At 70.1% G+C, this 25,770-nt stretch carries 19 protein-coding genes and 3 pseudogenes; 7 read left to right on the forward strand and 15 right to left on the reverse strand.

Annotated elements, in window-relative coordinates:
- Positions 1 to 108 precede the first annotated feature (108 nt).
- Complete coding sequence (locus tag C4B68_RS26315; protein WP_099499332.1) at positions 109 to 744, forward strand: TetR/AcrR family transcriptional regulator; 636 nt, start codon at positions 109 to 111, stop codon at positions 742 to 744.
- 323 nt (positions 745 to 1,067) lie between these two features.
- Here the strand turns inward: C4B68_RS26315 and C4B68_RS44830 are convergent.
- The 3 genes and pseudogenes from C4B68_RS44830 to C4B68_RS42080 form a co-directional block, all read right to left on the reverse strand.
- A pseudogene (locus tag C4B68_RS44830) lies at positions 1,068 to 1,360 on the reverse strand (tyrosine-type recombinase/integrase); the annotation flags it as partial.
- Positions 1,334 to 2,219 (reverse strand): annotated as a pseudogene (locus C4B68_RS26325) (transposase); the annotation flags it as partial. The pseudogenes C4B68_RS44830 and C4B68_RS26325, both read right to left, overlap by 27 nt.
- Positions 2,220 to 2,707: 488 nt before the next feature.
- A complete protein-coding gene (locus C4B68_RS42080; protein ID WP_167459172.1) occupies positions 2,708 to 3,061 on the reverse strand; it encodes a hypothetical protein in 354 nt (117 codons plus the stop codon).
- An 833-nt stretch (positions 3,062 to 3,894) separates the two neighbouring features.
- On the opposite strand from C4B68_RS42080, the gene C4B68_RS26335 reads away from it, so the two are divergent.
- The 4 genes from C4B68_RS26335 (at position 3,895) to C4B68_RS26350 (ending at position 7,214) form a co-directional block, all read left to right on the forward strand.
- On the forward strand, positions 3,895 to 4,209 hold the full coding sequence (locus C4B68_RS26335; protein WP_099499331.1) for an RNA-binding protein: 315 nt from the start codon (positions 3,895 to 3,897) through the stop codon (positions 4,207 to 4,209).
- Between the two features lie 204 nt (positions 4,210 to 4,413).
- Entirely contained in the window at positions 4,414 to 6,078 is a 1,665-nt protein-coding gene (gene ettA, locus C4B68_RS26340) for an energy-dependent translational throttle protein EttA (RefSeq protein WP_099499330.1), read from the forward strand.
- Positions 6,079 to 6,084: 6 nt separating this feature from the next.
- Positions 6,085 to 6,519, forward strand: coding sequence for an acyl-CoA thioesterase (locus tag C4B68_RS26345; protein ID WP_099499329.1), 435 nt, complete (start codon positions 6,085 to 6,087; stop codon positions 6,517 to 6,519).
- On the forward strand, positions 6,516 to 7,214 hold the full coding sequence (locus tag C4B68_RS26350) for a DUF8185 domain-containing protein (RefSeq protein WP_099499328.1): 699 nt from the start codon (positions 6,516 to 6,518) through the stop codon (positions 7,212 to 7,214). The genes C4B68_RS26345 and C4B68_RS26350 overlap by 4 nt, the downstream gene beginning before the upstream one ends.
- A 105-nt stretch (positions 7,215 to 7,319) precedes the next feature.
- Here the strand turns inward: C4B68_RS26350 and C4B68_RS44835 are convergent.
- Positions 7,320 to 7,885 (reverse strand): annotated as a pseudogene (locus C4B68_RS44835) (ABC transporter permease); the annotation flags it as partial.
- Between the two features lie 159 nt (positions 7,886 to 8,044).
- Entirely contained in the window at positions 8,045 to 8,458 is a 414-nt protein-coding gene (locus tag C4B68_RS26360; RefSeq protein WP_167459173.1) for a globin, read from the reverse strand.
- 184 nt (positions 8,459 to 8,642) lie between these two features.
- On the opposite strand from C4B68_RS26360, the gene C4B68_RS26365 reads away from it, so the two are divergent.
- The gene (locus tag C4B68_RS26365; RefSeq protein WP_099499327.1) at positions 8,643 to 9,626 is read left to right on the forward strand and encodes a methyltransferase domain-containing protein; all 984 of its coding nucleotides are present in this window, start codon (positions 8,643 to 8,645) and stop codon (positions 9,624 to 9,626) included.
- Positions 9,627 to 9,689: 63 nt separating this feature from the next.
- Here C4B68_RS26365 and C4B68_RS26370 read toward each other — a convergent pair whose 3' ends face one another.
- The 10 genes from C4B68_RS26370 to C4B68_RS26410 all read right to left on the reverse strand — a co-directional run bounded on the left by C4B68_RS26370 (position 9,690) and on the right by C4B68_RS26410 (position 24,792).
- Positions 9,690 to 11,018 carry an FHA domain-containing protein gene (locus tag C4B68_RS26370; protein ID WP_099499326.1) on the reverse strand — a complete coding sequence of 443 codons (1,329 nt, stop codon included), beginning with the start codon at positions 11,016 to 11,018 and terminating at the stop codon, positions 9,690 to 9,692.
- Between the two features lie 84 nt (positions 11,019 to 11,102).
- Positions 11,103 to 12,449 carry a vWA domain-containing protein gene (locus C4B68_RS26375; RefSeq protein WP_099499325.1) on the reverse strand — a complete coding sequence of 449 codons (1,347 nt, stop codon included), beginning with the start codon at positions 12,447 to 12,449 and terminating at the stop codon, positions 11,103 to 11,105.
- Positions 12,450 to 12,554: 105 nt separating this feature from the next.
- Positions 12,555 to 13,976, reverse strand: coding sequence for a PP2C family protein-serine/threonine phosphatase (locus C4B68_RS26380; RefSeq protein ID WP_099499324.1), 1,422 nt, complete (start codon positions 13,974 to 13,976; stop codon positions 12,555 to 12,557).
- Positions 13,977 to 16,640, reverse strand: coding sequence for a serine/threonine-protein kinase (locus C4B68_RS26385; RefSeq protein ID WP_099499323.1), 2,664 nt, complete (start codon positions 16,638 to 16,640; stop codon positions 13,977 to 13,979). It lies immediately after the preceding gene.
- A 19-nt stretch (positions 16,641 to 16,659) separates the two neighbouring features.
- Positions 16,660 to 17,997: a hypothetical protein gene (locus C4B68_RS26390; protein ID WP_099499322.1), complete on the reverse strand. Its 1,338-nt coding sequence runs from the start codon at positions 17,995 to 17,997 to the stop codon at positions 16,660 to 16,662.
- Positions 17,998 to 18,075: 78 nt separating this feature from the next.
- Positions 18,076 to 19,092, reverse strand: a complete 1,017-nt coding sequence (locus tag C4B68_RS26395; RefSeq protein WP_099499321.1) for a glutamate ABC transporter substrate-binding protein — start codon at positions 19,090 to 19,092, stop codon at positions 18,076 to 18,078.
- A 13-nt stretch (positions 19,093 to 19,105) separates the two neighbouring features.
- A complete protein-coding gene (locus C4B68_RS26400; RefSeq protein ID WP_099499320.1) occupies positions 19,106 to 20,587 on the reverse strand; it encodes a hypothetical protein in 1,482 nt (493 codons plus the stop codon).
- A gap of 311 nt (positions 20,588 to 20,898) precedes the next feature.
- The gene (gene helR / locus C4B68_RS26405) at positions 20,899 to 23,088 is read right to left on the reverse strand and encodes an RNA polymerase recycling motor ATPase HelR (protein WP_099499319.1); all 2,190 of its coding nucleotides are present in this window, start codon (positions 23,086 to 23,088) and stop codon (positions 20,899 to 20,901) included.
- Position 23,089: 1 nt separating this feature from the next.
- The gene (locus C4B68_RS42085; protein ID WP_167458945.1) at positions 23,090 to 23,230 is read right to left on the reverse strand and encodes a hypothetical protein; all 141 of its coding nucleotides are present in this window, start codon (positions 23,228 to 23,230) and stop codon (positions 23,090 to 23,092) included.
- A gap of 470 nt (positions 23,231 to 23,700) precedes the next feature.
- Positions 23,701 to 24,792, reverse strand: coding sequence for a mechanosensitive ion channel family protein (locus tag C4B68_RS26410; RefSeq protein WP_240634478.1), 1,092 nt, complete (start codon positions 24,790 to 24,792; stop codon positions 23,701 to 23,703).
- A 270-nt stretch (positions 24,793 to 25,062) separates the two neighbouring features.
- On the opposite strand from C4B68_RS26410, the gene C4B68_RS26415 reads away from it, so the two are divergent.
- On the forward strand, positions 25,063 to 25,599 hold the full coding sequence (locus tag C4B68_RS26415) for an HNH endonuclease (protein ID WP_099499317.1): 537 nt from the start codon (positions 25,063 to 25,065) through the stop codon (positions 25,597 to 25,599).
- Positions 25,600 to 25,770 lie beyond the last annotated feature (171 nt).

Raw genomic sequence — 25,770 nt, forward strand, 5'->3', positions numbered from 1 at the left:
AGCTTCTGACAGTTGTCAGACTACGCCGGTTCTGACAGGCGTCAAGCAGGCGTGATCCACCACACCGCAGGGTCCCTGGATCCGGACGAACCGACTGGAAGGCGTCAAATGGAGCCGCGACGAAAGAACGCTGCCGTGCAGCTCGACGAGAGCGAGATCCTCCGCCGGGGACTCGACACGTTCGCCGAGCTCGGCTACGACGCGACCACCGTGCGGGAGCTGGCCCGCCGGCTCGGCGTCAGTCACAACTTCATCAATGACCGTTACGGGTCGAAGGCGAGCTTCTGGCGCGCGGTGGTGGACTTCGCGCTCACCGACGTCCAAGCCGAGCGCGACGCGCTGCTGGCGCGGTACCGCGACGACGACGAACGGCTGAGAAACGCGGTGGGCCAGCTCTACCGCACGACGGCACACGCGTCGCAGCTCAACCGGCTGATCGCCGATGAGTCCACTCGCGACTCCGACCGCCTGGACTACCTGCACCAGCGGTTCGTGCAGCCGTTCTGGGACTCCATCACACCGACGATCACGGCTCTCGTCGAGGCGGGGCGCATCCCGCGCGTAGCCCCGCACATCCTCTATTTCGCGATCGTCGGCCCGGCACTGGCGCTGACACAGGACCCGATCGCCGACCGCCTCGATCCCGCCGCCCCACCGACCGCGTCGCGCGACCGGAACGCCATGGCCGACGCGTTGTCGGCCATGGTCCTGCACGGACTGCTGCCGCCGGCACAGCGAACATGATCCGAGCCCTTCACTCGTCCAAAGGACAACCCGGGCCTGCATCGCTCCTACAAGGCGGCTGGCTTCGCCCTCGTGCGCATAGTTGACCTACCTCACCGGCGGTCTGGCGCCCCGTTTCAACGGCCGCTGACGCCACCCCGGGACAAGGTCTGAGACCGGCAGATCAACTACATCGGTGTCCCCGCGAAGGGAGCAGGTCAGAAGCACCCGGCGATACGGGTTTCGTTCCAGTGGTAGCCGTCAGGCAAGATGGGTTGTTACTTGCCGATCTTGGGCATGAAACAGCCCCTCACCAGCGGGTTTCCCGTCGATGAGGGGCCGTGTCAGGCGGCTTGGGCCGTCTCTGGGCCGTCATGGGCGTGACCGGCGGCCCGGTACATGGCGCTGATGGCTTTGGGGTCCGGGTCTCGCTGCTCGGCATCAGGTGCGTGTACACGCGGAGCGTGAATCCCGGGTCACTGTGGCCGAGGTACAGACTCAGAGCCTTGATGTTCTCCCCGGCGTCCAGGAGGACCGAGGCGTAGAAGTGCCGCAGGGCGTGCATGCCGTGCTCCCGAGCCGCTGCGTAGCGCTCGCCCTTCTCGGGAGTCGGGATGATCCCTGCGGAAGCGAGCGAAACCAGTCGGTCGGGGATGGTGCGGATCCCGGCCAGCCGCAAAGCGGTCTGCTCCAGCAGTCGGCGGGTGCCTGCCACGCTCTCGGCCAGCTCACCCAACAGATGCGCGAGCCGTCCTGACGGACGTTTGCCCCGTGTCCGGCGGGCGTTTGTCTCCACTGCGGTCACCTCCCGCAGTGTTGCCCGGGCCACCATGGCGATCTCGCCGGTAAGCCGGTCGATCTCGCCCATAGCCTGGCCGGTGCGCCGCCGCAGCGTGCGTGAGATCTCCTTCAAGCGGCGGCCCGCTGACCGGCTGCGGTCCCGGAAACGGGTGCGCCTGGCGGCGCCCGCGGCCTTGATCCGCCGCACCAGTCGGCCCAGCTTGCGCACCCCGTGCTCCAGCAGATCGGCGTCCGTGGGGTGGTCGATGTCGGCCTCGACCACGGTGGTGTCGATGCGCAGCTTGCGGCACCGCAGCAGCTTGTCCTCGACCAGCTTCCCCAGCAGCGCGGCATTGAGCTGTTCCACGGTCTGTGGGCCGCTGCGGCGTACCAGTTTGATCAGCGTGGTGGAGTGCGGCACCGGAGAGGTCAACGGGATCCGGGCAAAACCGCCGCCAGCTCAGCGAATCCGCCACCTCACGGCATAACGTCTCGTAGCCGAGCTGGTAGCGGTGCTTGAGGTACAGCAGCCTCAGCAGTGTCTCGACCGGGACCGAGGGACGCCCCAGCCGCTCGGCGAACACCGCCCGCCACGGGGCGATGAACCGTTCGTCGTCCAAGAACGCATCGATCCTGGCCAGCTCCCGAGGCAGCTGTCGCGCCTGTTCCGGCAGCACCTCCCACCAAATGTCCGGCACTCCCGCGACACGCAACATCGCCACCACCCCCGGCCGCCGATGACCCACGTCAACTGTCCCGGCCAACCGATGGCTCCCACCAGCTCTCCCCAAAGCGTCACACCGCCGGCAGCCCCGACTTCTTCAGGGGCAAGTAGCTAGTTAGCCACCTTCAAGCGTTTACGTGACCGCCTTACGCAACGCAAAAAACTACAACACAAAGTCACTGAACGCAGGGCCGAAAGGCCCATTGCGGCAAGCGAGCTAGCGAGAGAAGCATGGGCTTTGTGGGCGTGCGGCCGTACCCACATCGGGACGGCCCTGATCGTCGCCAATTCAACAGGTTACCCCTAAGAGGTAAACCATCGCATCCAGCGCCAGATTCACGCACTCATGGAGTTGTCATGAATACCACGGTCCGGAGGCGAATCCCCCGGCTGATCTGTGTTTCGTGCATCAGCACTGCACTCCTCGTATCCGCAGGGGCTACCACAGCAATAGCGGCTTCCCAGTCACCCGCGAACACATCAATCCAGACAGCAGTCCGCGACGACAGCGGCGGTGGCTCCGACCATGGCGGTGGCTCCGACCATGGCGGTGGCTCCGACCACGATGGTGGCATCGACTATGGCGGTGGCTCTGACTATGGCGGTGGCTCTGACCATGGCGGTGGCTCCGACCACGATGGTGGCATCGACTATGGCGGTGGCTCTGACCATGGCGGTGGCTCCGACCATGGCGGTGGCTCCGACCATGGCGGTGGCTCCGACCACGATGGTGGCATCGACTATGGCGGTGGCTCCGACCATGGCGGTGGCTCTGACCATGGCGGTGGCTCCGACCACGATGGTGGCATCGACCATGGCGGTGGCTCCGACCACGGCGGTGGCTCCGACAGCGTCTAATCCATCCAAGGGGCCATGCCGCGCGGGAAATTTGCGCTGCCGCACCGCAAGATCCCGCTGATGTTGCCGATCGACTTCGATCTGTCGATTATCAAAAGTGCCAGGCACCCGGCTGAGATGAGCAGCATTCCAGTCAGGATACTCGACCAGTTTTTTCGGAGGCTACTGCCGAACCGTATGCGCAGTTCGCGCATATCTCGACCATGTGAGCTTGCGTATTGTGCGACCGCGGCCGTGCCGAATCCCCCTACGAGAGCAGAAATTGAAGCTACGGTCGTGTGTATGTCTTTCCTGCGATCCGCTGTTAAGCCGCCCCAGATATTGGGTGTCGGCGTCCAGTGCGAAAGGGCTGGAAGCAGGACACCTACATGGGGCAGGATTCGATGTCGGAGGACAAGGCCAAGGAACAGGGGCTCACAGCCTGCCAGCACTGCAAGAGGTAGCAGTGCGAGCGCCACGGCTGGCCGGTCGTCTTCGCCCAAACTACTGACGGCAGTGAAGGCAGCGTTGATGGCAACGACGACGGACGTCAGCGCCGCTGGGCGGCCCGGCACGGTAGCGACAGGGTGCCGCCGGGCCGTCCGAATAAGGTGTGCCCGCATCTTCTAAGCGCCTGGTCTCACAGCGCGTGCCACAGCCGTGCCAGATAGAGCGGTCAACCACGGTCAACAGCGGCTCGCATCAGCTGAGATGTGCCGGTGACCTGCGAGCTCTTCAGAGCTGGGGTGACCTGCGCACCAGGGTCCTTCCTCATCCCCGCCCTTACAAGGTGGCGGTCGACGAGTCGCCGGTGCAGTCATGATCTAGCGATGGATGAATACGCGTTGCCTACAGGTCCCGAGGTGCCGGCTGCGGACAGGGTTCGGCAGAGCTGGGCAGCAACCGTCGCGGCGCTGCCTGTGGGGGCCCGCATCGAAGGAGAGGTCATCGGCCGCCAGCGATTCGGCGTCTTCATCCAGATTGATGGCATGCCCGAAGCCGTGGGACTGGCTGAGGTCGGCAGCATGCCGCATGACATGGAGCTGCCCGCCATGGGGGCTGAAGTCACAGGCACGGTCGTCTGGCATGCAGACCACAACCATCAGGTAAAGATCAAGCTGGACGAGTGGGACCGGCCTGAATGATCGCTCGCTGGGCCGTCCCTGGGCCGTGCGAGGTCGCTCGGCAGTGACCGGCGGCGACAACCAGTGACAGGTCAGCTACCAGCGCGGTCGGGGAACGGCCAGGTCACGGGCCCCTGACCGAACGGGTTTCCTTCGAGGGGTAGCCGTCAGGCAAGATGGGTTGTATCTGCCCACTGCCGATTTCAAGCGTCCGGACGGTTTCTCTTGGCTGAGTTCATTTACACCATGCGCAAGACGCGCAAGGCGCACGGCGACAAGGTGATCCTCGACGACGTCACCTTGAACTTCCTGCCGGGTGCCAAGATCGGTGTGGTCGGTCCGAACGGTGCCGGTAAGTCCACCGTTCTCAAAATCATGGCGGGGCTCGAGCAGCCCTCCAACGGTGACGCGTTCCTGTCGCCCGGTTACAGCGTCGGCATGCTGCTCCAGGAGCCGCCGCTCGACGAGTCCAAGACGGTTCTGGAGAACGTCCAGGACGGGGCCCGCGAGGTCATGGACAAGCTCAAGCGCTTCAACGAGGTCGCCGAGCTGATGGCCACCGACTACTCGGACGCGCTCCTGGACGAGATGGGCAAGCTCCAGGAGGACCTGGACCACGCGAACGCCTGGGACCTGGACACCCAGCTCGAGCAGGCCATGGACGCCCTCGGCTGCCCCCCCGGCGACTGGGCCGTCACCAACCTCTCCGGTGGTGAGCGTCGCCGCGTCGCGCTGTGCAAGCTGCTCCTCGAAGCCCCCGACCTGCTGCTTCTCGACGAGCCCACCAACCACCTGGACGCCGAGTCCGTGCAGTGGCTGGAGCAGCACCTCGCGAAGTACCCCGGCACCGTCGTCGCCGTCACCCACGACCGGTACTTCCTCGACAACGTCGCGCAGTGGATCCTCGAGCTCGACCGCGGCCGCGCCATTCCGTACGAGGGCAACTACTCCACGTACCTCGACAACAAGGCCTCCCGCCTGAAGATCGAGGGCCAGAAGGACGCCAAGCGCGCCAAGCGGCTCAAGGAAGAGCTCGAGTGGGTGCGGTCCAACGCCAAGGGGCGGCAGGCCAAGTCCAAGGCCCGTCTCGCGCGGTACGAGGAGATGGCCGCCGAGGCCGACAAGATGCGGAAGCTGGACTTCGAGGAGATCCAGATCCCGCCGGGCCCCCGCCTGGGCTCCATCGTCGTCGAGGTCAACAACCTCTCCAAGGCCTTCGGCGACAAGGTCCTCATCGACGATCTCTCCTTCACGCTGCCGCGTAACGGCATCGTCGGTGTCATCGGCCCGAACGGCGCCGGCAAGACCACCCTCTTCAAGATGATCCAGGGCCTGGAGGAGCCGGACTCCGGTTCCATCAAGGTCGGCGACACCGTCAAGATCTCGTACGTCGACCAGGGTCGCGAGAACATCGACCCGAAGAAGTCGCTGTGGGCCGTCGTCAGCGACGAGCTGGACTACATCAATGTGGGCCAGGTCGAGATGCCTTCGCGCGCCTACGTCTCCGCGTTCGGGTTCAAGGGCCCCGACCAGCAGAAGCCGGCCGGCGTCCTCTCCGGTGGTGAGCGCAACCGCCTCAACCTCGCGCTGACCCTCAAGCAGGGCGGCAACCTGCTGCTCCTCGACGAGCCGACCAACGACCTCGACGTCGAGACGCTGTCCTCCCTGGAGAACGCGCTCCTGGAGTTCCCGGGTGCGGCCGTGGTCGTCTCCCACGACCGCTGGTTCCTCGACCGGGTCGCGACGCACATCCTCGCGTACGAGGGCGACTCCAGGTGGTTCTGGTTCGAGGGCAACTTCGAGTCGTACGAGAAGAACAAGATCGAGCGGCTCGGCCCGGACGCGGCGCGTCCGCACCGTGCCACCTACAAGAAGCTGACCCGGGGCTGATCGATCTTGCGGCACATCTACCGCTGCCCGCTGCGCTGGGCGGACATGGACGCGTACGGCCACATCAACAACGTGGTCTTCCTCCGCTATCTGGAGGAGGCGCGCATCGACTTCCTGTTCCGCCCGGAGAAGGACTTCAAGCAGGGGTCTGTGGTGGCGCGCCACGAGATCGACTACAAGCGGCAGCTGGTCCACCGGCACACGCCGGTGGACATCGAGCTGTGGATCACGGAGATCAGGGCGGCGTCCTTCACGATCACGTATGAGGTCAAGGACCCGGACCAGGTCTACGTACGGGCCTCGACCGTGATAGTGCCGTTCGACTTCCAGGCCCAGCGCCCGCGCCGTCTCACCGCCGAGGAACGGGAGTTCCTGGAGGAGTACCGGGACGACGAGGGCGACGCGGACGGCGAGAAGGACGCAGAGGCCGTCGCGGCATGACCGTCCTGCACCTCGCCGACACCGGGGAGGCGGCGGACCTCGCCGCCTTCCTCTCCCGGCTGATCCACTACGACCGTGCGGCGGCCGTACGACTGCAGGCCGCCGGGACCGCCCTCGCGGTCTTCGGCCGCCCGCCGTCCTTCGAGGTCCTCGCCATCCGTACGGCGCGCCTCGCCAAGCCGTACGAGAACGGGCTCGACGTCACCCTCGACGTGACCGTCTCCGCCGGTGAACTCCTGGAGTCCATCGACGAGCCGGGCGCCACGGCGGAGGTCCCGCAGGCCGTCACCGGACCGCCGTGGGCCGGGGTGCTGCCGCCCCGTGGCGGCTGGCGGCAGGAACCGGGGCTGCCCGCCCTGGACGCCGTACGCGCGATGGTTGCCGCCGCGGTCGCCGAATTCCGGTCCCGTACCGAGGAGTTGGCGCCCGAGGGCCGTACCCGCGCCGAACTCGACCGGATCGGGCGGGAGATCTGGTCCCGGCCGGTCGGCGACACCGGCCTTCCGGTACGGGCCGCGCACGCGGCGCAGTCGCTCGGATTCCTCCGCCCCGTGAGCCCGGAACGCCAGGTCGCCCCCGGCGAGAGCCTGTTGGGGCTGTACTCGTCGGGTGCGTGGCTCCGGCTGCGAACGCCGTACGGGTCGATCGCCGTGCGCAGGGCGGGACTTGGGGCGCTGGACGTCAGCGTCCGCTGACCGCCCCCCCGTGCCTTTGCGGCGCGGATCACGCGTGGCCGCGTGTGGTGGCGCTGGGCGACCCCACCGTGCTGTTGGTCCCCGACACCGCCTTCCACGCGGCCGGACGGGCTGGTACAGACCGGTGATCCGGACGCGCACCTGCGGGCCACCGGGCCGGTCGACGAGGGTGAGGCGCGCGCCGGGCTTGAGCCCGAGACGGCCGGCGGCCGTGTCGGGCAGGGCGACATCGAGGACCGGGCCGCCCGGGCGGCTGGGCAGCCGCCCGGCGGTGACCCGTATCTGGGTGTGGTCGAGGGCGGCGAAGTGGGTGAGGTCCGGGTCGCCGGGTCGCCCGGCGGGCGCCCGCAACGAGCGGGGGAGTGCGTACGGGCCCGAGCGCACCAGGGTGCGCAGCGTCACCGGGAACCCGTCGAAGGTCTGCTCCGCTCCCTTGCGTACGGCGGTGTCGGCGGCCTCGCGCTGCTCCGCGGGGACGCCGGCGCGGACGATCAGCGCGGTGTCGACGGCGTTGCGGGGTTCCTGGAGCGCGTGCCGCAGGGAGGCGTCGCCGATCGCGCCGGAGTACGCGGTGAGGGTCGCGAGCACCGCCGTCGTCAGCAGGACGGTGAGCAGCGCGGCGACGAGCAGCAGGGGTGCGCCCGCGCCCGCAAGAAGACGAACCCCGTCACCCGGCTCCCGCCGTTGTCCCGGATCTCGGACTTTCGCGCGATGCTGTCAGAGGGGAGGGGCGGGGGTAAGCGCTTGTAGCGCGGGCTTGACCGGATCGTGACCGGATTCCGGCGACGGACGACCGGAATGCGCGCGTCGGGCGTCAGGGGCGGCCGGTGTCAGCCCGCCGTGTTCACCATCGAGGCCGCCGCGTACGTCAGGTAGTTCCACAGCGTGTGCTCGTGCTCCTCGGAGAGGCCGAGCTCCTCGACGGCGACGCGCATGTGCTTGAGCCAGGCGTCGTGCGCGGCCTGGTTGACGGTGAACGGGGCGTGGCGCATCCGCAGCCGGGGGTGGCCGCGGTTCTCGGTGTACGTCGTCGGGCCGCCCCAGTACTGGATCAGGAACAGCGTGAGGCGCTCCTCGGCAGGGCCCAGGTCCTCCTCGGGATACATGGACTTCAGCAACGGGTCCTCGGCGACACCCTCGTAGAAACGGTGCACGAGGCGGCGGAAGGTCTCCTCGCCTCCGACCTGCTCGTAGAAGGTCTGTTCCTGAAGGGTGCCGCGCCGAATCTCTTTCACGCCTCCCATGGTCTCAGACCGCGTGACCGAGGACTCGAGACCTAGGACCATCACCGCGCGTGCCCGTTCGGCCCGTCACCGCGCGTGCCCGTTCGGCCCGTCACCGCGCGTGCCCGTTCGGCCCGTCACCGCGCGTACCCGATCGGCCGGTCCGACGCTCGCCTCGCGGCCTGTCCCGCAGCACAGTGGAGGTATGAGCGCGCACGCTCTCGACCACGACCTCGACGACGTCGCCACCCTGGCGCGGGCGGCTCTCGTGCGCGAGATCGACAGCAGCGGCGCCTGGGACGCCGACCCGGTCTGGCGGGAGGCGTTCGAGGCGGTCCCGCGCCACCTCTTCGTGCCGTACTACTACATCGGCGTCGTGGGCGGCTTCGAGCGCGTATGGGGCCAGGACCCCGACCCGGCCAGCAGGGAGCGCTGGGTGCGCGGGGCGTACGCGGACACCCCGCTGGCCACCCGGGTGCGCGACGGGGTTCTGGTGTCCTCCAGCAGCCAGCCGTCGCTGATGGCGATGATGCTGACGGAACTGGGCGTACGGGACGGGGACGCCGTCCTGGAGATCGGCGCCGGAACCGGCTACAACGCCGCCCTGCTCGCCCACCGCCTCGGCGACGACCTGGTGACCACGATCGACCTCGACCCGGAGATCACCGAGTCCGCGCGGCGGCATCTGGCCACCGCCGGGTACCACCCGACCGTCGTCACGGGCGACGGCGCGCGCGGAGTCCCCGAGCGCGCCCCCTTCGACCGGATCATCGCCACCTGCACGCTGACCTCGGTCCCGCGCCCCTGGCTGGCCCAGTGCAACCCGGGCGCCCGCATCCTCGCGCCGATGGCCACCGGCCTGATCGCGCTGGAGGTCCGGGACGCCGGGCACGCCGAGGGGCGCTTCCTGCACACACCCGCCTATTTCGTGCCCCTGCGCGGCGAGACCCGGCCCGGGCTGCCGGAGCCGCAGCAACTGAGCGGGCTGCCGCGCCGGGTCAGGAGCCACGAGCTGTTCCGGTTCCTGTTGAACCTGACGGCGCGCAGCCTCGACCCGTACGAGTCGTACGCGCTGTGGGAGCTCGAGAACCAGCCTTCGCGCGAGAGGTACGGGATCACGGTCAGCGGCGACCGCTCCTGGGCGTGGCTGGACGACCCCGAGGGGCCGTACGCCTGGCCGCTGCCGTGACCACGTACGTCTGCGCCCGCAGGCGTGTCCGTGTCCTGGACCGCCTACGTCCGCACGCGTGCCTTATCCGCGCCGGATGGTGATCGTCGTCCAGGCGCCCACGTGCACCCGGTCGCCGTCCTGGAGCGGAACCGGCACGAACGGCTGGATGGGCTCCTCGCCGCCGTTGACCGTGGTCCCGTTCGTGGAGTTCTGGTCGACGACTGCCCAGCTGCCGTCCGGCTGCTGGACCAGGACCGCGTGCTGGTGCGAGACGCCCGGGTCCTCCGGGGGCACCGACAGATCGATGTCCGGGGTGTCGCCGGTGGAGTGCCTGCGGCGGCCGATCGTGATCTGGTTGCCGCTGAGCGGGCGCTGCTGCTCCGGCGAGTACGCGGGGAGGTTGAGCCCCGCGGCCTCGGGCCCTGAGCGCTGCATCATCGCCATGAAGTACGCGCGGTCGGGACCGATCGTCGCGGTCCAGGCCAGCGGCTGCTGCTGGTGGACGGCGCCGGGGCGGCCGGGCGGGGCCTGGGTCGGGCCGGGCTGCGGGTAGCCGTAGCCACCGCCGGGGCCGCCGCCCTGACCCGCACCGCCGGGACCGCCGTTCGGCGTACCGGTCGACGGCGGGGAGATCACCCAGTCGTCGTCACCGCCGCCGAAGGACGGGCCGCCGGGCGGCGACGGAGGGGTCTGCGACGGGAAGCCGGGCGAGGCCGGCTGCTGGGTGAAGGCCTGCGGGGCGCCGGGGCCACCTGCCGGGGGCCCGGGCGGCGGCGGAACCGGACGTGAGGGATCGCCGCCGAAGCCCGAGGGACCGGCGAACGGCGCAGCCGGACCCGGCTGAGCGGGCGGACCCGGCGGGATCGGCTCGGCGGGCCGGTTCATCTGCGAGGGCCGCGAGCTCTGGTACTCGAACGGGTCATGACCGGGACCCGCGCCAGGACCTCCAGGACCCGCGCCGGGACCGGTGGGCTGCCCCGGCTCCTGCTGCTGGAACCGCAGCGCCGGATTCGGACCCCCAGGAACCCCAGGACCGCCGGGGCCTCCAAGACCACCGGGGCCCCCAGGAGCCCCCGGCCCGGGCGCGGGCGGACGCGGCGCGGCCGGCGTGTACGAGGTCGCCGTATTGGTCAGGAAGTTCCACCGGCACTCCTCGCAGAACGGCGCGGCGCCCTCGCGGGGCGTACGGCACTGCGGGCAGAGCTGCGGCTCGGGGTCGGGCACCGCGGACAGGTGCGGGCGCCCACCCGGGCCGTGCGGCGGCGGGGGCGAACCGGGCGGCGGATAGCCGTAACCCGCGGCCGGTGGCGGCGGCGGAGGCGGCGGGGGCACGGAACCGGCCATGCGGTGACCGCAGACCTCGCACCAGTCGTCGGAACCCGACTGGTGTCCGTTCGGGCAGGTCGGCATGTCGGCGCTTCCCCCTCTCCTTTTCCGGTCGTTGTGACCGGGTTTCTCCGGCTCCTTGCGGGAACCGGGCTCGCTACTTCTTCTTTACTTCTTTACACGAACAGTCTTGGTGGACCGTGTCTCGAGCGTCATCTCGTCGGCCTCTTCGACCTTCGCCTTCAATCGCACAGTACCTGCCGCGGCGTCGACGACGTCCACCACCTTCGCCAGCAGTTTCGCAGTATCGGCGTTACCGGAGGCGCTGGCGAGCTGAACAGCGCGTCCCAGCTTGGCCGTTGCCCCGTCGACATCTCCCGATTTGCGCAGATCGAGACCCTGTTGGATGACTTGCGCCAGTTCCGCCTGACCTGTGTAGTGGGCGACTTGGGGGTTGATGCTCGTCGAGGCCGCCATGTCGTCGGTCCACACGGCCCGTACGAGGCCCTGCGCGCCGAGGTTCTGCACGCTGCCGTCCCCCTGCGGGATCACCAGCGAGACCCGGGCGGCCAGCATCTCCTGGCCGATCCCGGCGGTGGGGACCTCGACGCACACGTGGTAGTCGCGGGACTCGTCGCCCCAGGAGCCGGTGGGGTAGTCCCCGGCGCGCGGGCCCGCCTCGGTGCGGCGGTCGGTCAACTCCTCGACCGTGGGAGCGACTTGCTTGACGAACTTGATCTCCGTGCCGACCGGCGTCCAGAGCCGCAGGGAGACGTCCGCGACCTCCTTGCCCATGGCCGTCTCCATCATCTGCGTGAAGTCGGCGGAGAGGGCGGCCGGGTCGGCGACGATGTCGGCGGTGCCGAGCAGCGCCGAGGCGATTCCGGTGACCTCCTTGACCTCCCAGTCGGTGCCCACTCCACGCGCGTCACACGTGAACCGTCCGGCACAGGAGTCGAGGGCCGCCTTCAGGTCCTTGGGCGACTCGTGTTCGTTGCGGCCGTCGGTGAGCAGGATGCCGTGCCGGATCGAGACCTCCGCCGAGGACAGCAGCCGGTCGGCGAGGCGCAGCCAGGTGCCGATCGCCGTACCGCCGCCCGCGCTCAGCTTGCGCAGCGCCTGCTTGGCCTGGTCGCGGGTGGTCGCGTCGGCGACCGCCAGCCGCCCGCTGCCGGGATAGACCTCCTTGGCGATGTGCGTGCCGCCGATCACCGCGAAGTGCACACCGTCGCGCAGGGTGTCGATCGCGGCGGCCGTCGCGTCCCGTGCGTTGCGCATCTTCGTCGGCGGGTAGTCCATCGAGCCGGAACAGTCGACCATGATCGCCACGGCGGCGTCCGGTCCCTGGCCGGGTGCGTACAAGTGTGGTGCCGCGACCGCGCTTCCGATGGTGCCGCCGCCGGTCGCGCTCACCGTGACGATCGCGTTGACCTCGCGGCCGCCCTCGGGCAGGTACTCGTTCTGGTAGACGTCGACCGAGAACTGCGGCACGTTCGACTTCGAGAAATTGGCCATGGCTTCTTCGTCCCCCTCAGGGCCATCCCCACGGGCGGAGGTGATGACTGTATGCGGACCGGTCCCCTCCGGTCCGAGGCCGTCCCCGTTGCGTTCTCAACGGCCTCAGGCCGATCCTGCCCCCTGGGACGGTGCCGGGAACGGCACGACGGCCACTGTTACGTTGTCGTGGCCCCCGCCGTCCAGGGCGTGGCCGACAAGGACCTGGGCGCTGTGCAGAGGCCTGTCGGCGGCGTCGAGGGGCACGACCTCGGCCATCTCCTCGGCCGCCTCCGCGTAGTTCCACAGCCCGTCCGTGCACACCACCACTACACCCGGCCGGTCCGGCTTGAAGGAAGCGGTGTGCGGCTCCAGTTCGTACGCGTCCGCGCCGAGCCAGCCCGTGATGGCGTGGGCGCGCTCGTCGGCGTACGCCTCCGCCTCGTTCATCAGGCCCGCCGCGACCATCTGCGCGGCCCACGAGTCGTCCTCGGTGAGCCGGGCCGGCGGAGAACTCCGGTCGACGGGCACCCAGTAGGCGCGGCTGTCGCCGACCCAGCCGACGATCAGCAGGGCCGGGGTGACGACGGCGCCGACGAGGGTGCAGGCCGGCGCGTTCACGTGGGGCGCGTGCTCACCCTGCGCGGTGGACGCGTCGGCCAGCGCGTTGACGGCCTCCGAGGCCACGACGATCGCCTCGTGCATGGCCTGCTGCGGGTGCGTGCCGAGCGGCAGGGCCGCGAGGAGCTTCTCGTTGGCGGCGTGGGAGGCGGCGAGCGAGGCCTCGTCGGGGCGGGTCGCCGAGGAGACGCCGTCGCAGACGACCGCGACGACCGCGGGCGAGCCGTCGGGCAGCGCGGTCGAGGAGATCGCGAACGCGTCCTCGTTGCGGTGGTGGCGAAGGCCCCGGTCGCTGACCGCGGCGACCGCGCCCAGCTCCTGCTCCATGTGATCGCGCTCGCGCGGCTGCGCGTGCCCGCAGTTCTCGCAGTAGCCGTCGTGGTCGACATGGCCGGAACGGCAGGCGACGCACAGCTTGGTGCTCGGGGGCGTGCCGAGGTCGGCGGTGCGGGGATCGACGACAGGCGAGGGCTCCGCGGACGGCTCGGCGGCCGGGGGAGCCAGCGGGTACTCGTCGGGCTCCGAAGGCCGGTCGAACCGCACACCCGATGATGGCTGTACGCCGCCTGACGGGTGTACGTCCGGTGACTGCCCGCCCGACGGCCGCGCGTCCGCGGATTCCGTATCCGGGTGCGGGAGTTCGGAGCCGGCCGAGTCCTGGCCCTGGATGTCCGTGGCGCGGTGCACCGGCGGGGTCGTGTCGGAGCTGTCCGCCTCCGGCGCGAGGGGCCAGTCCACGGGCGCGACGGACGAAGGGGGCCGCGGCGAGCTGCCGTTCATGGTGATCGTGGGGTTGTCCGCCGGCGGTGCGGGCACCGCCGACAGGTCGTAGCCGCACGCACCGCAGAAACGGTCACCCGCCTCCAGCGGCTCCTCGCAACTGGGGCACCGCGAAAGGGCCGTCGGCTGGGGCATCTGGGACATCAATCACACCCACGTCCGGGGGCGGTAACGGTTGGCACGTTCCACCAGGTCGATCCTCTCCTCGCCGCCCTGCGCGAGCCGGGCCAGCGTCCGGTACGAGCGCTCGAGGCCGAAGCGGAGGCCGCGCTCGTCCAGCTCGCTGCCGAGCAGCACACGTCCGCCGCCGGAGGCCGGAGCGGAAGCCTGGCTACCGGAGAGTACCCAGTCCAGGGCGCAGCCAAGGACTTCCGTCGACAACTGCTCGCGTCGGACCGCGTCCAGACCGTACCCGTCGAGCGCCTCGACCTGTCCGGCCGCCGCGGTGAGATCGTCCAGGAACGGCGCGGCCGCCGCCTCCTGGGCCATCCGCTGCCGCAGCCGCGCCCGTACGGCCGCGACCCGCGCCGCCGTGTAGTGGATCGACGCCTCCGGTACGGATTCCAGCGTGCGTACGGCGCCACGGCGGTCGCCCGAGGCGAGCTGCACGCGGGCAAGGCCGAACGCCGAGCTGACATAGCTGGGGTCGGTCGTCCACACCAGGCGGTAGTACTCGGCGGCGTTGTCCAGCTGCCCGAGTACCTCCGCGCACAGGCCGAGGGCGAGCTTCGGCGCGGGCTCGCCCGGGAACGCGTCGTAGATCGCGTCGAAGGACAGCGCCGCGATCTCGTACTCCCCGGTCGCCAGCGCCGCCACGCCCCGGTACCAGACCACCCGCCAGTCGTCGGGGTGGTCCGTCTCCAGGGCCTCGACAGCCCTGCTCGCGCTTGCCAGTTCGCCCATTTCCAGGCGGGCCCGCAGCTCGCGCAGCCGCAGCTCCAGCGAGCCGGTGGGCGCCGCGTGCAGCGCCGTGATCAGCTCGCCGGGCCCGGACGTCAGGAGCCCCGCGAGGAACCCGGCGTTGGGGTCGGTGGGGTCCACACGGGGGATGGGCAGCGCGAGCGCGGTGGCGGCGGCCTGAACGGGCTTGACCAGGCCACCGGGGACACCGGCGCCCACCGCGGTCATGGCTCCGCCGCCCGCACTCCCGGCTCCGCCGGCCACCGCGCTTACGGCTCCGTCGGCCAGAAAACCGGCGCCTCCGCCGCCCACCGCAGCAGCGGCTCCGCCGCCCGGAAGCCCGGCGTGCCCCGCGCCTCCAGCGAGGGAAGAGCTGCGCGACCGCCGCCCCACGGGCATGACCCGCGCCCCCAGCCGCGACACATCCCCCTCAAGACGCCCGAACAACTCCGTGTCCATGACCTTGAGTTCGGGCCCGAACAGAGTCGACAGGGCCGGGCGCGCACGCCCGGTCTGGAGGGAGACGACCTCGCGCAGGACGCCGGTCAGCTGCTCGGACATCTCCTGCGCGGAGGCGAAGCGGCGGGCCGGGTCGGGGTCGGTGGCCCGCACCAGCAGCCGGTAGAAGGACTCGTACTGCCGGAAGACCTCGATGTTGTCCGGGTCGGGCAGGGAGTCCACGAAGACGTTCGTGTAGCCCTGGAAGTCGAAGGTCAGCACGGCGAGCGTACGGGCGACCGTGTACAGGTCGGACGCGACCGACGGGCCGGCGTCCGCGACCTCCGGTGCCTGGTAGCCGACCGTGCCGTAGATGGCCGACTCGTCGTCGTCCATCCTGCGCACCGCGCCCATGTCGATCAGCTTGAGCTGGTCCTCGGTCTGGATCGCGTTGTCGACCTTGAAGTCGCAGTACAGCAGGTTGCGGCTGTGCAGGTGCCCGAGGGCCTCCAGGGCCTCGATGCCGTACGCGCAGGCCTGCTCCACCGGCAGCGGATCCCGCTTCCCGTCCGGCGTACGGCGGCCGTTGGCGATCTCCTTCAGCGACTTTCCGCCGACGTACTCCATCACGATGTACCCGTCCAGCGAACCCGTCCGCTGGTCGAGGTGCTCGACGAAGTTGTAGATCCGCACGATGTTGGCGTGCTCGATCTCGGCGAGGAAGCGCCGCTCGGAGATCGCCGCCGCCATCGCGTCCTGGTCGCCGGTGTCGAGGAGGCCCTTGAGGACCACCCAGCGGTCGGAGACCGCGCGGTCGACGGCGAGGTAGACCCAGCCGAGTCCGCCGTGCGCGAGACAGCCCACGACCTCGTACTGGCCGTGCACGATGTCCCCCGCGTGCAGCTTCGGCACGAACGAGTACGGGTGACCGCACTTGGTGCAGAACCCCTCGGTGCGCCCGGCCTTCTCACCGCGCGAACGCCCCACCGGGGCACCGCAGTCGGAGCGCGAGCAGAACCGCTTGCGCTCGGGCACCTCCGGGTTCTCCAGGACCATCGCGCGCGGGTCGGGCCGCGGCACGTCCGGAACCTGGACCAGACCGGCACCGAGTCGGCCGCGTCCGGTGGAACCGGCGGCCGAACCCGAGCTGCGGACCGACACCGAGCGGCCCGTCGACGACCCCGGCAGCGAGCGCGACAGCCGCCCGGAGACCGAGCGCCGCGACTGCGAGGACCGCGACGACGTACGCGAACTGGCCCGCGAACTGCTGTGCGCACTGCTGCTGTTGGAGCCGCGCGAGCCCTTGCCGCCCGCCGTGATACCGGTCGGGGGCGAGCCCACCATGCCGTTCGCCGAGACGACCGGGGCCAGACCGCACGTGTCGCAGTACAGCTCGCCGCCGCCCACGTCCTCGTACGACCCCGGGCAACCGGGCCGCTGGCACTTCTGCTGTCCCGCAGCTTGCTGACTCACGCTGCATCACCTTTAACGCTCACGCGTTGGGCCCCCTCCGGTCGTGTACTTCATCCGGCCCGCGGCCCTGCTGGGGCACGCGCGGGGTCAACAGGTCGGCGGCCGCCCGCTGGTAGCGCAGCACCGCCTCCTCCGCGACGCGCAGATCGCAGGGCGCGCTCCACAGCATGCGGCGCGCCGCGTCGTAGCGCTCGACGAGGAGCGGGTCCTCTGCGAGGCCGTGCCGGGCGACCTTCGCCTTGTACGCGTCGAGGCGGCCGCGCAGCTCCGCGCGGACCGCCAGCGGCGCGGTGACCGCGGTCAACGACTCGCGGGCGCGCAGGAGTTCGTCCTCCGCCTTCTCCTCCAGGGACTCCAGGAGCGGGGAGAGACGATGCCACTGGGCGTGTCTGCGGTACTCGGCGGCCGTCGCCAGCTGCTCCTGCAGCGCGGTCGGCGGACCGCTGACCGCCGGCACCTCCGACGCGGCGATCTTCGCGAGCACCTCGCCGCGGGCGCTCCTCGCCTCGGCGAGCGTGCGGTCCGCGCGGCTGAGTACGTCCCGCAGCTTCACCAGCCGCGCCTCCGCGTCCTGCCGGACCGTGAGCACCGCGTCGATCTCCCGGCGCACCTCCTCCAGGGCGCGCGCCTCACGGTCGTACGTCGTCGTGTCCGGGCGTCCGCCGCCGGGCGCCGAACTGCCCTGTGCGGGAACCCAGAAGTCGAGCGGGTCGGAGACGACCCGCTCGCGCAGCGTGGTCAGCGTCCGCGTGATCCGCTCCAGGTCGTCGCCCGCCGGGTGCTCGCCGGGGCGTACGCCCACGGAGTGTGCGAGCCGGCGGGTCCGCTGGAGCTCCGCGGCCAGTAAATCGATCCGGGCGGGCAGCGCGGACCACACGGCGTCCGCGGCGACGACCATGTCCAGCGAGGAGGCGTACAGCTCGTTCATCCGCTCGACCAGGGCCGTCAGCGAGAAGCGCTCGCTGAGCCTGCCGCTGCCGGCGAGCGTCGGCGCGTTCGCCGTGGCCGTGGCGCTGCCCGCGACCGTGACGCTCTCGCCGCGCAGCAGCTCGGTCAGCTCGGTCAGATCGTCACGGCTGGACCAGCGCCTGCGGGAACGGATCTCGCGCGCGGAGCGCAGCGCGTCCGTGTACGCGTCGAAGTACGCCCACAGCAGGGTGATCGACGCCTCCGCGGACGTCCAGCGCTCCTTGGTCGTGCCGGTGAGCTCGGCGCCCTCCAGGAGTCTGCGGCCCGCGTGGTCCTGCAGGGCGAGGAGCGAGGTCTCGATCGCCTCGTGCTCCGCGCCGAGCCGCGCCAGCGCACGGTCCACCTCGTCCCGGTCCATCACCGGCCCGGGGGGTCCCGTGACGCCCATCGATCACCTCTCGCTCTCTGTCGTTCCCTGTGCGCGTGTCCGGTGCGCCCGGGTAACTCTCCAGTCGTATCGGGTCGGTTACTTGTACTTCGCCGCAGGCGGGTTCGCCGACTCGGAGTCCGCGCCCAGGGTCGGGGACAGCCACTTGTCGTACGACGCGCGCCAGCCGTTCCTGCGGTAGTCCACGAGGACCTGGTTGACCCGGCGTACCAGATCGTCGGCGTCCTTCTTCATCGCCACCCCGTAATACTCGGTCGTGAAGCGGTCGCCCTTGAGCTCCACCGTCGGATCCTGCGCGGCCTGGCTCGCGGCGAGCGCGCCGTCGGTCACGACGGCGTCGACCTCACCGAGCTGCAGCCGCACCAGACAGTCGAGCTGATTGGGCACGGTGGTGGATATGTCGGCGCTGGAGACGAGCTTGCCGCCGTCCTTGTCCGCCTTCAGCTTGTCGTACGCGGTGGAGCCCGTCGCCGAGCAGATCCTTTTCTCCGCCAGCGACTTGTCGTACCCCGTGATGTCCGAGGTCTTCGGGGCCAGGACCTGCTGGCCCGTCAGGAAGTACGGCGCGGAGAAGGCGACGTCCTTGAGGCGGGCGCAGTTGATCGTCATCGAGCGGACCACCATGTCGACCCGGTCGTTCTTGATCGCCGGGATGCGCTGGATGGTGGGGATGGCCCGGAACCGGACCGCGTTCGGGTCGCCGAGGATCTCTCTCGCGATCTCGCGCGCGAGATCGATGTCGAAGCCCTCCAGGTCGCTGCTCTTCCTCGTGCTGTTCGGATCGCGGTAGCCCCAGCGGTAGCTGTTCTGGTCGACGCCGACCCGCAGATAGCCGCGCTTCTTGATGGCCGCGATCGTCTCGCCGCTCTCGTCACGAGACGGGGAGAGGCTCTGGTCCTGCGGATCCGTGCAGGTGTCGTCCGCGGCCTGGGTGACCTGGGCCACTCCCTTGCCGCCGATTCCCGTGCTGCCGTCCCCGCCCGTGTTGCTCAGCGGCAGCAGCAGTGCGAAGACCACGGCGAGGGCGCAGGCGACGGCCATCGCGCCCACGCCGCCCCAGCCCTTCAGGCTCGCCCTCAGGCGTCGTGCCGTCATCGCCGCTCCCCTCTCACCGGTACTCCGAAAGCCTGCGCCCGATGCCGAGCAACGCGCCCGACGCGGCCAGCACCGCGAGGACGGCCGCGCCCAGCGGGAGGCCGGTCATCGCGTCCCGGCCGTCGCCCGCCGCCTGCTTGAACTCGCTCTCCTCGTGGGTGAGCGCGAGCGCCAGATTCTTGTCGACGCCGTCGAAGCACTCGCCGGTCGGCTTGTCGCTCCTGGAGCCGATCACCTTGTCCAGAGCGCCCTGGTAGTCGCCCGCGTCGTCGGCCGCGCGGGCCTCGTTGTGGCGGGACTTCCAGACCTTCATGTTGCCGGTGGCGGCCTGCACGGGGTTCTCGCCGACCTTGTCGTCGGCGAGGTCGGCGGCCAGGGCCAGGCCCTTGGTGAGCGTCTTCATGTCCTGCTGGAAGTCGTAGTCGAAGGCGTCGACAGTCGTCGTGCCGTCGGCCAGCGTCCTGGTCTCGGCGCCTCGGCTGACCAGCGTCAGGTTCTCGTTGCCCCGCGCGTTCAGTGAGGCGATCCGGGCGTCGTGCAGCACGTTCAGCGAGCGGACGCCGTGGTCGTACGACTCGTTCAGCCCCGCGCGCGCGACGCTGTGCCCGACGACGAGCCACAGCAGGACGACCGCGGAGGCGGCGCTGGCGGCGACCATGCCCTGGTTCAACACCCGGTTCGTGCGCCGGTAGTTACGGCGCTGGGCCCATACCAGTCCGCCCAGCGCCAGCACGCCGAGGCCGATGGCGGCCCACGGGTAGGGCTTCGCGTCGGCGTAGTCGGCGCTCAGCCGCTGGTTCTCCCGCTCGTAGAGATCCTGGGCCGCCGGGAGCATCTCCTTCTGCATCTTCTCGTTCGCGTACCGCAGATAGGCGCCGCCGAGCGGGTAGCCCTGCCGGTTGTTGGCGCGGGCCCGCTCGATCAGGCCCTTGTACTCGGGCAGCAGCCTGTTCAGCTTGGAGATGGTCTCCGCCGAGGGGGAGCCAGGTTCCGAGCTGTTGGCGGCGGTGATCAGCTTCTCGGCGGCGGTCTTGATGTCCTTCTCGTACCGGTCGCGGGAGACCTTCGTCTCCTGGCCGCCCGCCAGGAAGGCGCTGGACGCCGCCGTGTTCGCGTCCGCGAGGGAGCGGTAGATGTCGGCCGCGCTCGCGCTCAGCGGCTGGCTGCTGTGCAGCACGTCGTCCGCGGCGGCCGAACGCTCCGTCATCTGCCAGGCGGTGACGGCGCCGAACGCGACGACCAGGAGGGCGAGGACGGCGCCGATGATGCGGAGCCGGCCCGGTTCCGTCGTCGCCGCGGCGCGCAGGCGGTCGACGCCCTCCGCCCACGCCGTACGCCGTTCGGGCGTCGCCGGATCGGTCTGCGGCGCGGTGAACTGGCCGTGTGGCGCGGTGGGTTGGGCCTGCGGCGGTACGCCCGGAAAAGTGGGCGTACGTGTGGGCGCGGGCGTGGGCTGCCCCGGTGGCGCCGCGCTGCCGTTCGGCGGGTGTGTCACTTGACCTCCCCCATGGTCATTCGCTCTTGCTCACCTTCGCCCGTGCTCGGGTAGCACGCACAAGGCTGCACGGCCGCAAGTATCGCCGCCGGGACTGACATCCGCACAGGCCTTGCCTGGATCTTGTTCGGATCACAGCGCAGCACGAAGCTCCCCGCACCACCCCCCTGCCCATGAACACGCGTTCCGAACGCGTTCGGTTCCCGGCCTACGCGGGTACGGGCCAGGCTTCTTTCGCCTCCGCCCCTTCCCGTCCCGTACCTGGGGGCTGCCGCACCCAGACCCCCGCTTATCGCGCTTCGCGCTCGTCCTCAAACGCCGGACGGGCTGAAATCGGAGCTTGTGAGGATGACTAGTTGCTGGGTCGCCCGGGTCATCGCGACATAGCGGTCTACCGCTCCTTCGATGCCGTTGCCGAAGTTCTCCGGGTCGATGAGGACGACCAGGTCGAACTCGAGCCCCTTCGACAGCTCCGGGGTCAGCGACCGGACGCGGGACGTCGGCCGGAACGTGGGATCGCCGATGACGCAGGCGATCCCGTCGGCATGCGCGTCGAGCCAGGCGTCGAGGACCGAGTCCAGATCCGCAACGGATCCGTGGACGACGGGGATGTCGCTGCTGCGGATGGAGGCCGGCACATTGGCGTCCGGGAGCACGGCTCGGATGACCGGCTCCGCTTCCGTCATGACCTCTTCCGGCGTCCGGTAGTTGATGCTCAGGGAGGCCACGTCGATCCGGTCGAGCCCGATCCGCTCCAGCCGTTCCTGCCACGACTCCGTGAACCCGTGCCTGGCCTGGGCGCGGTCCCCGACAATGGTGAAGCTCCGGGACGGGCAGCGCAGCAGCAGCATCTGCCACTCCGCGTCGGTCAGTTCCTGGGCCTCGTCCACGACGATGTGCGCGAACGGGCCGGCGAGCAGGTCTGGGTCGGCGGGGGGCAGTTCGGACTCGTCGACCAGGCTGACCTGGGCGTCCTGGCCGCGCAGCATCGTCACCAGGCCTTCGCCGTCGTCACCGTCTGCGCCGGAGTTGGCTGCGGCCTCGATCAGGTTGTCGACGACCTGCGCCATGTGCTCGCGCTGGGCGGCGAGGATGGCCTCGTGCCGACGCCGCCGCCGTGCCGTTTCCGGGTCGCCGAGTCGCTGCCGTGCCGCGTCCAGGAGCGGCAGGTCGGACACCGTCCAGGCCTGGGCATCCTCGCGCCGCAGTTTCCATACGTCCTCGGGACTGAGCCAGGGGGCGCACATGCGCAGGTAGGCGGGTACTGACCACAGGTCTCCGACGAGGTCGGCCGCTTCGAGCAGCGGCCATGCGCGGTCGAGGGCGCCGACCAGCTCCTCGTCGTGCAGCAGCGACCTGCGGAACAGGTCGGGCGGGACGTCGCCGTCGTGCTTGTCCAGCAGGATCGTGACCAGCTCCTCCCAGATCTGGTCGCGCGCTTCGTTGTGCGGAGTACCTGGTCCTGGTGCTTCGAACGCCTCGGCCCAGTCGTCGGCGCTCAGCCAGACGTCGGACCAGGAGGTCGTGACCGTCATCCCCTGGGCGGGCGGCTCCTCGTAGAACCTGACGGCCTTCTCGATCGCCTTCACCATGTCCGCGGACGACTTCAGGAGGGCCACGTCAGAGTCGGTCTCGACCGCCGCTCCGGCTCCCTCGGCGACGAGGTCCCGCAGGGTGCAGGTCTGTACCCCCTCCTCTCCGAGGCTGGGGAGGACGTCTTCGACGTAGGCCAGGTACGGCTGGTGCGGGCCGACGAACAGCACGCCGCCCCGACGGTGACTGAGGCGGGGGTCGGAGTAGAGGAGGTAGGCGGAGCGGTGCAGAGCGACGACGGTCTTGCCCGTACCCGGACCGCCGTCGACGACGAGAGCGCCGCGGGATCCCGCGCGGATGATGGCGTCCTGGTCGGCCTGGATGGTGGCGAGCACGTCTCGCATCCGGTCCGACCGGTTGCTGCCCAGGCTGGCGATGAAGGCGGACTGGTCGTCCAGCGCGGCGTGCCCGGCGAAGGCGTCCGAGGTGAACACCTCGTCCCAGTAGTCGCTGATCCGGCCGCGGGTCCAGCGATACCTGCGGCGGCTTGCCAGACCCATCGAGTTGGCGTGGGTGGCTCCGAAGAAGGGCTCAGCCGCGGGGGAGCGCCAGTCGAGCAGCAGCCGACGGCCCGCGCTGTCCGTAAGGCCAAGCCGGCCGACGTACACGGGCTCGGGGTGGTCCGCGCTGACCATGTGCCCGAGACACAGGTCCAAACCGAAGCGACGCAGTGCGCGCAGACGACCGGTCAGCCGGTGGATCTCCGTGTCCCGTTCCATCGCCTCCCGGCCAAGGCCGCCGGGCGCCCTGCGCACGGCATCGAGGCGGTCGGACAGTTCGGCGATCGCCTGCTCGAGGCTCTCCGCGATGGCCGCGAAGTGCTGCTCGTCGCCACCGATCAGCGTCGGGTCGGCCTTGGGGGAGAGGTGGTCGGGAAGGTCGAACGCACTGGTGGTCACAGGGTTCATGTCAGCAGCTCCGGTCCGAGGTCGCGTCCGCGAAGTCCGGCGGCACGCACACCCGTTCCTCGGCGCCGGGTGCCCGCAACCGCGGCGCGAGTCCCACCACCGCCTCGACGTCACCGCACAACCCATATGCCGACAACAGCACACGCACTTCGTGGATCCCCCATTTCTGCAGGTTCTGGCTTTCGGCCAGCGATTCTGCAGCACGACCGGGGCCTTGCCGCAAGGCCCCCTGTGCGCTATAAGTTGAGAGTGGCGAGGGGTGGGCGTTCAGATCTGTCTGCACCGCCCGCTGTGGACGGACAAGCCCGACGTCGTCGAGACCGCCGCCGTGAAACGTATCCGAGCGGCAGGTGTTCTCCGTCCCGAGGCCGCCTCTCTCCCCCCCCGGCTGAAACTCGTCAGCGCCCTCTCCGTCGCGCACACGGCGCGACACCCACTCACCTGCGGCTGCCCCAGGCCGACTTGGACCACCTTGAGGCGTCCTGAGCCAGCACTTCCGCAACGTGCTTGAGGCCAGGGCCAGTTGCGGTGAAGTCTCCGCTTCCGCCCTCCCCGCACACCAAGAGGCGGCACCCGGAACCCCGGACGCCGCCTCCCTCGTACGTCTTCCGCCTACTTCGTCGTACTCGGCGGAGCAAGCGGCGAAGCCGCCGTCGACTGGGGGGACGTCGTGTTCGCGAAGGCCGACGGGGCCGACATGCCTGCCGTCGGGTCGGTGGCGGTCTCCTCGGCCGACTGGGCCGGGAGCCCGCCGACGAGGCGGATGCCCTCGGCGTCGAAGGCGCGCTTGATGCGCCAGCGGAGTTCGCGCTCCACCGTCAGGGACTTGCCGGGCATCGTCTTCGCCGAGACGCGGACGACCATCGAGTCCAGCAGGACGCTGTCCAGGCCGAGGATCTCGATCGGGCCCCAGAGCATCTCGTTCCAGGGGTCTTCCTTGCTCATCGTCTCGCCGACCTCGGCCAGGACCGCCTTGACGCGGTTGAGGTCCTCCGAGGGGCGGACCGTGACGTCGACGCCGGCCGTGGACCAGCCCTGGGAGAGGTTGCCGATGCGCTTGACCTCGCCGTTGCGGACGTACCAGATCTCGCCGTTGTCGCCGCGCAGCTTCGTGACGCGCAGGCCCACCTCGATGACCTCGCCGGAGGCGACGCCCGCGTCGATCGAGTCGCCGACGCCGTACTGGTCCTCGAGGATCATGAAGACACCGGAGAGGAAGTCGGTGACCAGGTTGCGGGCGCCGAAACCGATCGCCACACCCGCGACACCGGCCGACGCCAGCAGCGGGGCCAGATTGATCTCGAACGTGGCGAGGACCATCAGGGCGGCCGTGCCCATGATCAGGAACGACGCCACCGAGCGGAGCACCGAGCCGATGGCCTGGGAGCGCTGGCGGCGGCGCTCGACGTTCACCAGGAGGCCGCCGATCGCCGTGCCGTCGACCGCCTGGGCCGTACGGTTCATGCGCTCTATCAGCTTGGTGATCGCCCGCCGGACCACCACCCTCAGTACCGCCGCGATCACCAGGATCAGCAGCACACGCAGGCCGATGGCGAGCCACGTGGACCAGTTCTGCTCGACCCAGCCGGCGGCGTTGGTCGCGCTCTCCTGGGCGTCCTTGAGCGTGGGCACCTTCGGAGCCGTCGTCGAGGGGGACGGCGACGGCGACGGGCCGGCGGCCAGTAGGACGGCGGGCAAGGACACGGCAGGTACCTCCAGGCATAGCGGTCTGCCCGCGGCAGGGGACATGAGGGGCACCGGCGGGCAGAACTACCACACTAACGGGGCATCGTCTGTGGATCGTGACGATGTCCGGGGGAGGGGCTGTGCCCAGCTGGGGATGAAGAGGGTGTGGTCGAAAACACTCCCAGCCCGTTACCGGGACATGGTGGCGCTTCCACCAGGCATGAGGGGAGACTGACTACAGATCGTCCCGGCGCGAGCCACGCGCCGCCGACGCCCAAGGAGGCATCCGTGCCGCATGTCCTGGTCCTCAACGCGTCGTACGAGCCGCTCGGCGTCGTACCGCTCCGCCGCGCGCTCGTGCTCGTCCTCGAGAACAAAGCCATTTGTCTCGAGGAATCCGGCGCCTTCATGCACAGCGCGACCGTTACTGTCCCCGCACCCAGCGTGGTCCGGCTGAAAAGGTTCGTTCGGGTCCCTTACCGGGGGCCCGTTCCACTGACCAGGCGGGCGCTCTTCGCCCGTGATGGCGGCCGGTGCATGTACTGCGGTGGCGTCGCAACCAGCGTCGACCACGTCATCCCGCGCAGCCGCGGGGGTCAGCACGCCTGGGACAACGTGGTGGCGTCGTGCCGCCGCTGCAACCACGTCAAGGCCGACCGTCACCTGGTCGAGATCGGCTGGCGCCTGCGCCACAAACCCGCCCCGCCGACGGGGCTCGCGTGGCGCATCATCGGAACCGGGCATAGGGATCCGCGCTGGCTGCCATATCTGCAGCCGTACGGCGCGGACGACGCGATGGCCCGGATCGACGGCATTTCCGCCTGACGATCCGGGCCTTCGTGTTGCTCCCTCGCCCGCTTCCGGCTTCCCAGGAGGACCCCCGTGCCTCCCGGGGAGCCGGCCGCGTCCGCCCTCCGGCACGAGGCACGCGGCACGAGGTCAGACCTGACCCGGCCCGCCGGGGTGTGAGATATCAGACGTAACCCCGCTCCGCCG

It is taken from the genome of Streptomyces dengpaensis (genome assembly GCF_002946835.1).
Lineage (GTDB): Bacteria > Actinomycetota > Actinomycetes > Streptomycetales > Streptomycetaceae > Streptomyces > Streptomyces dengpaensis.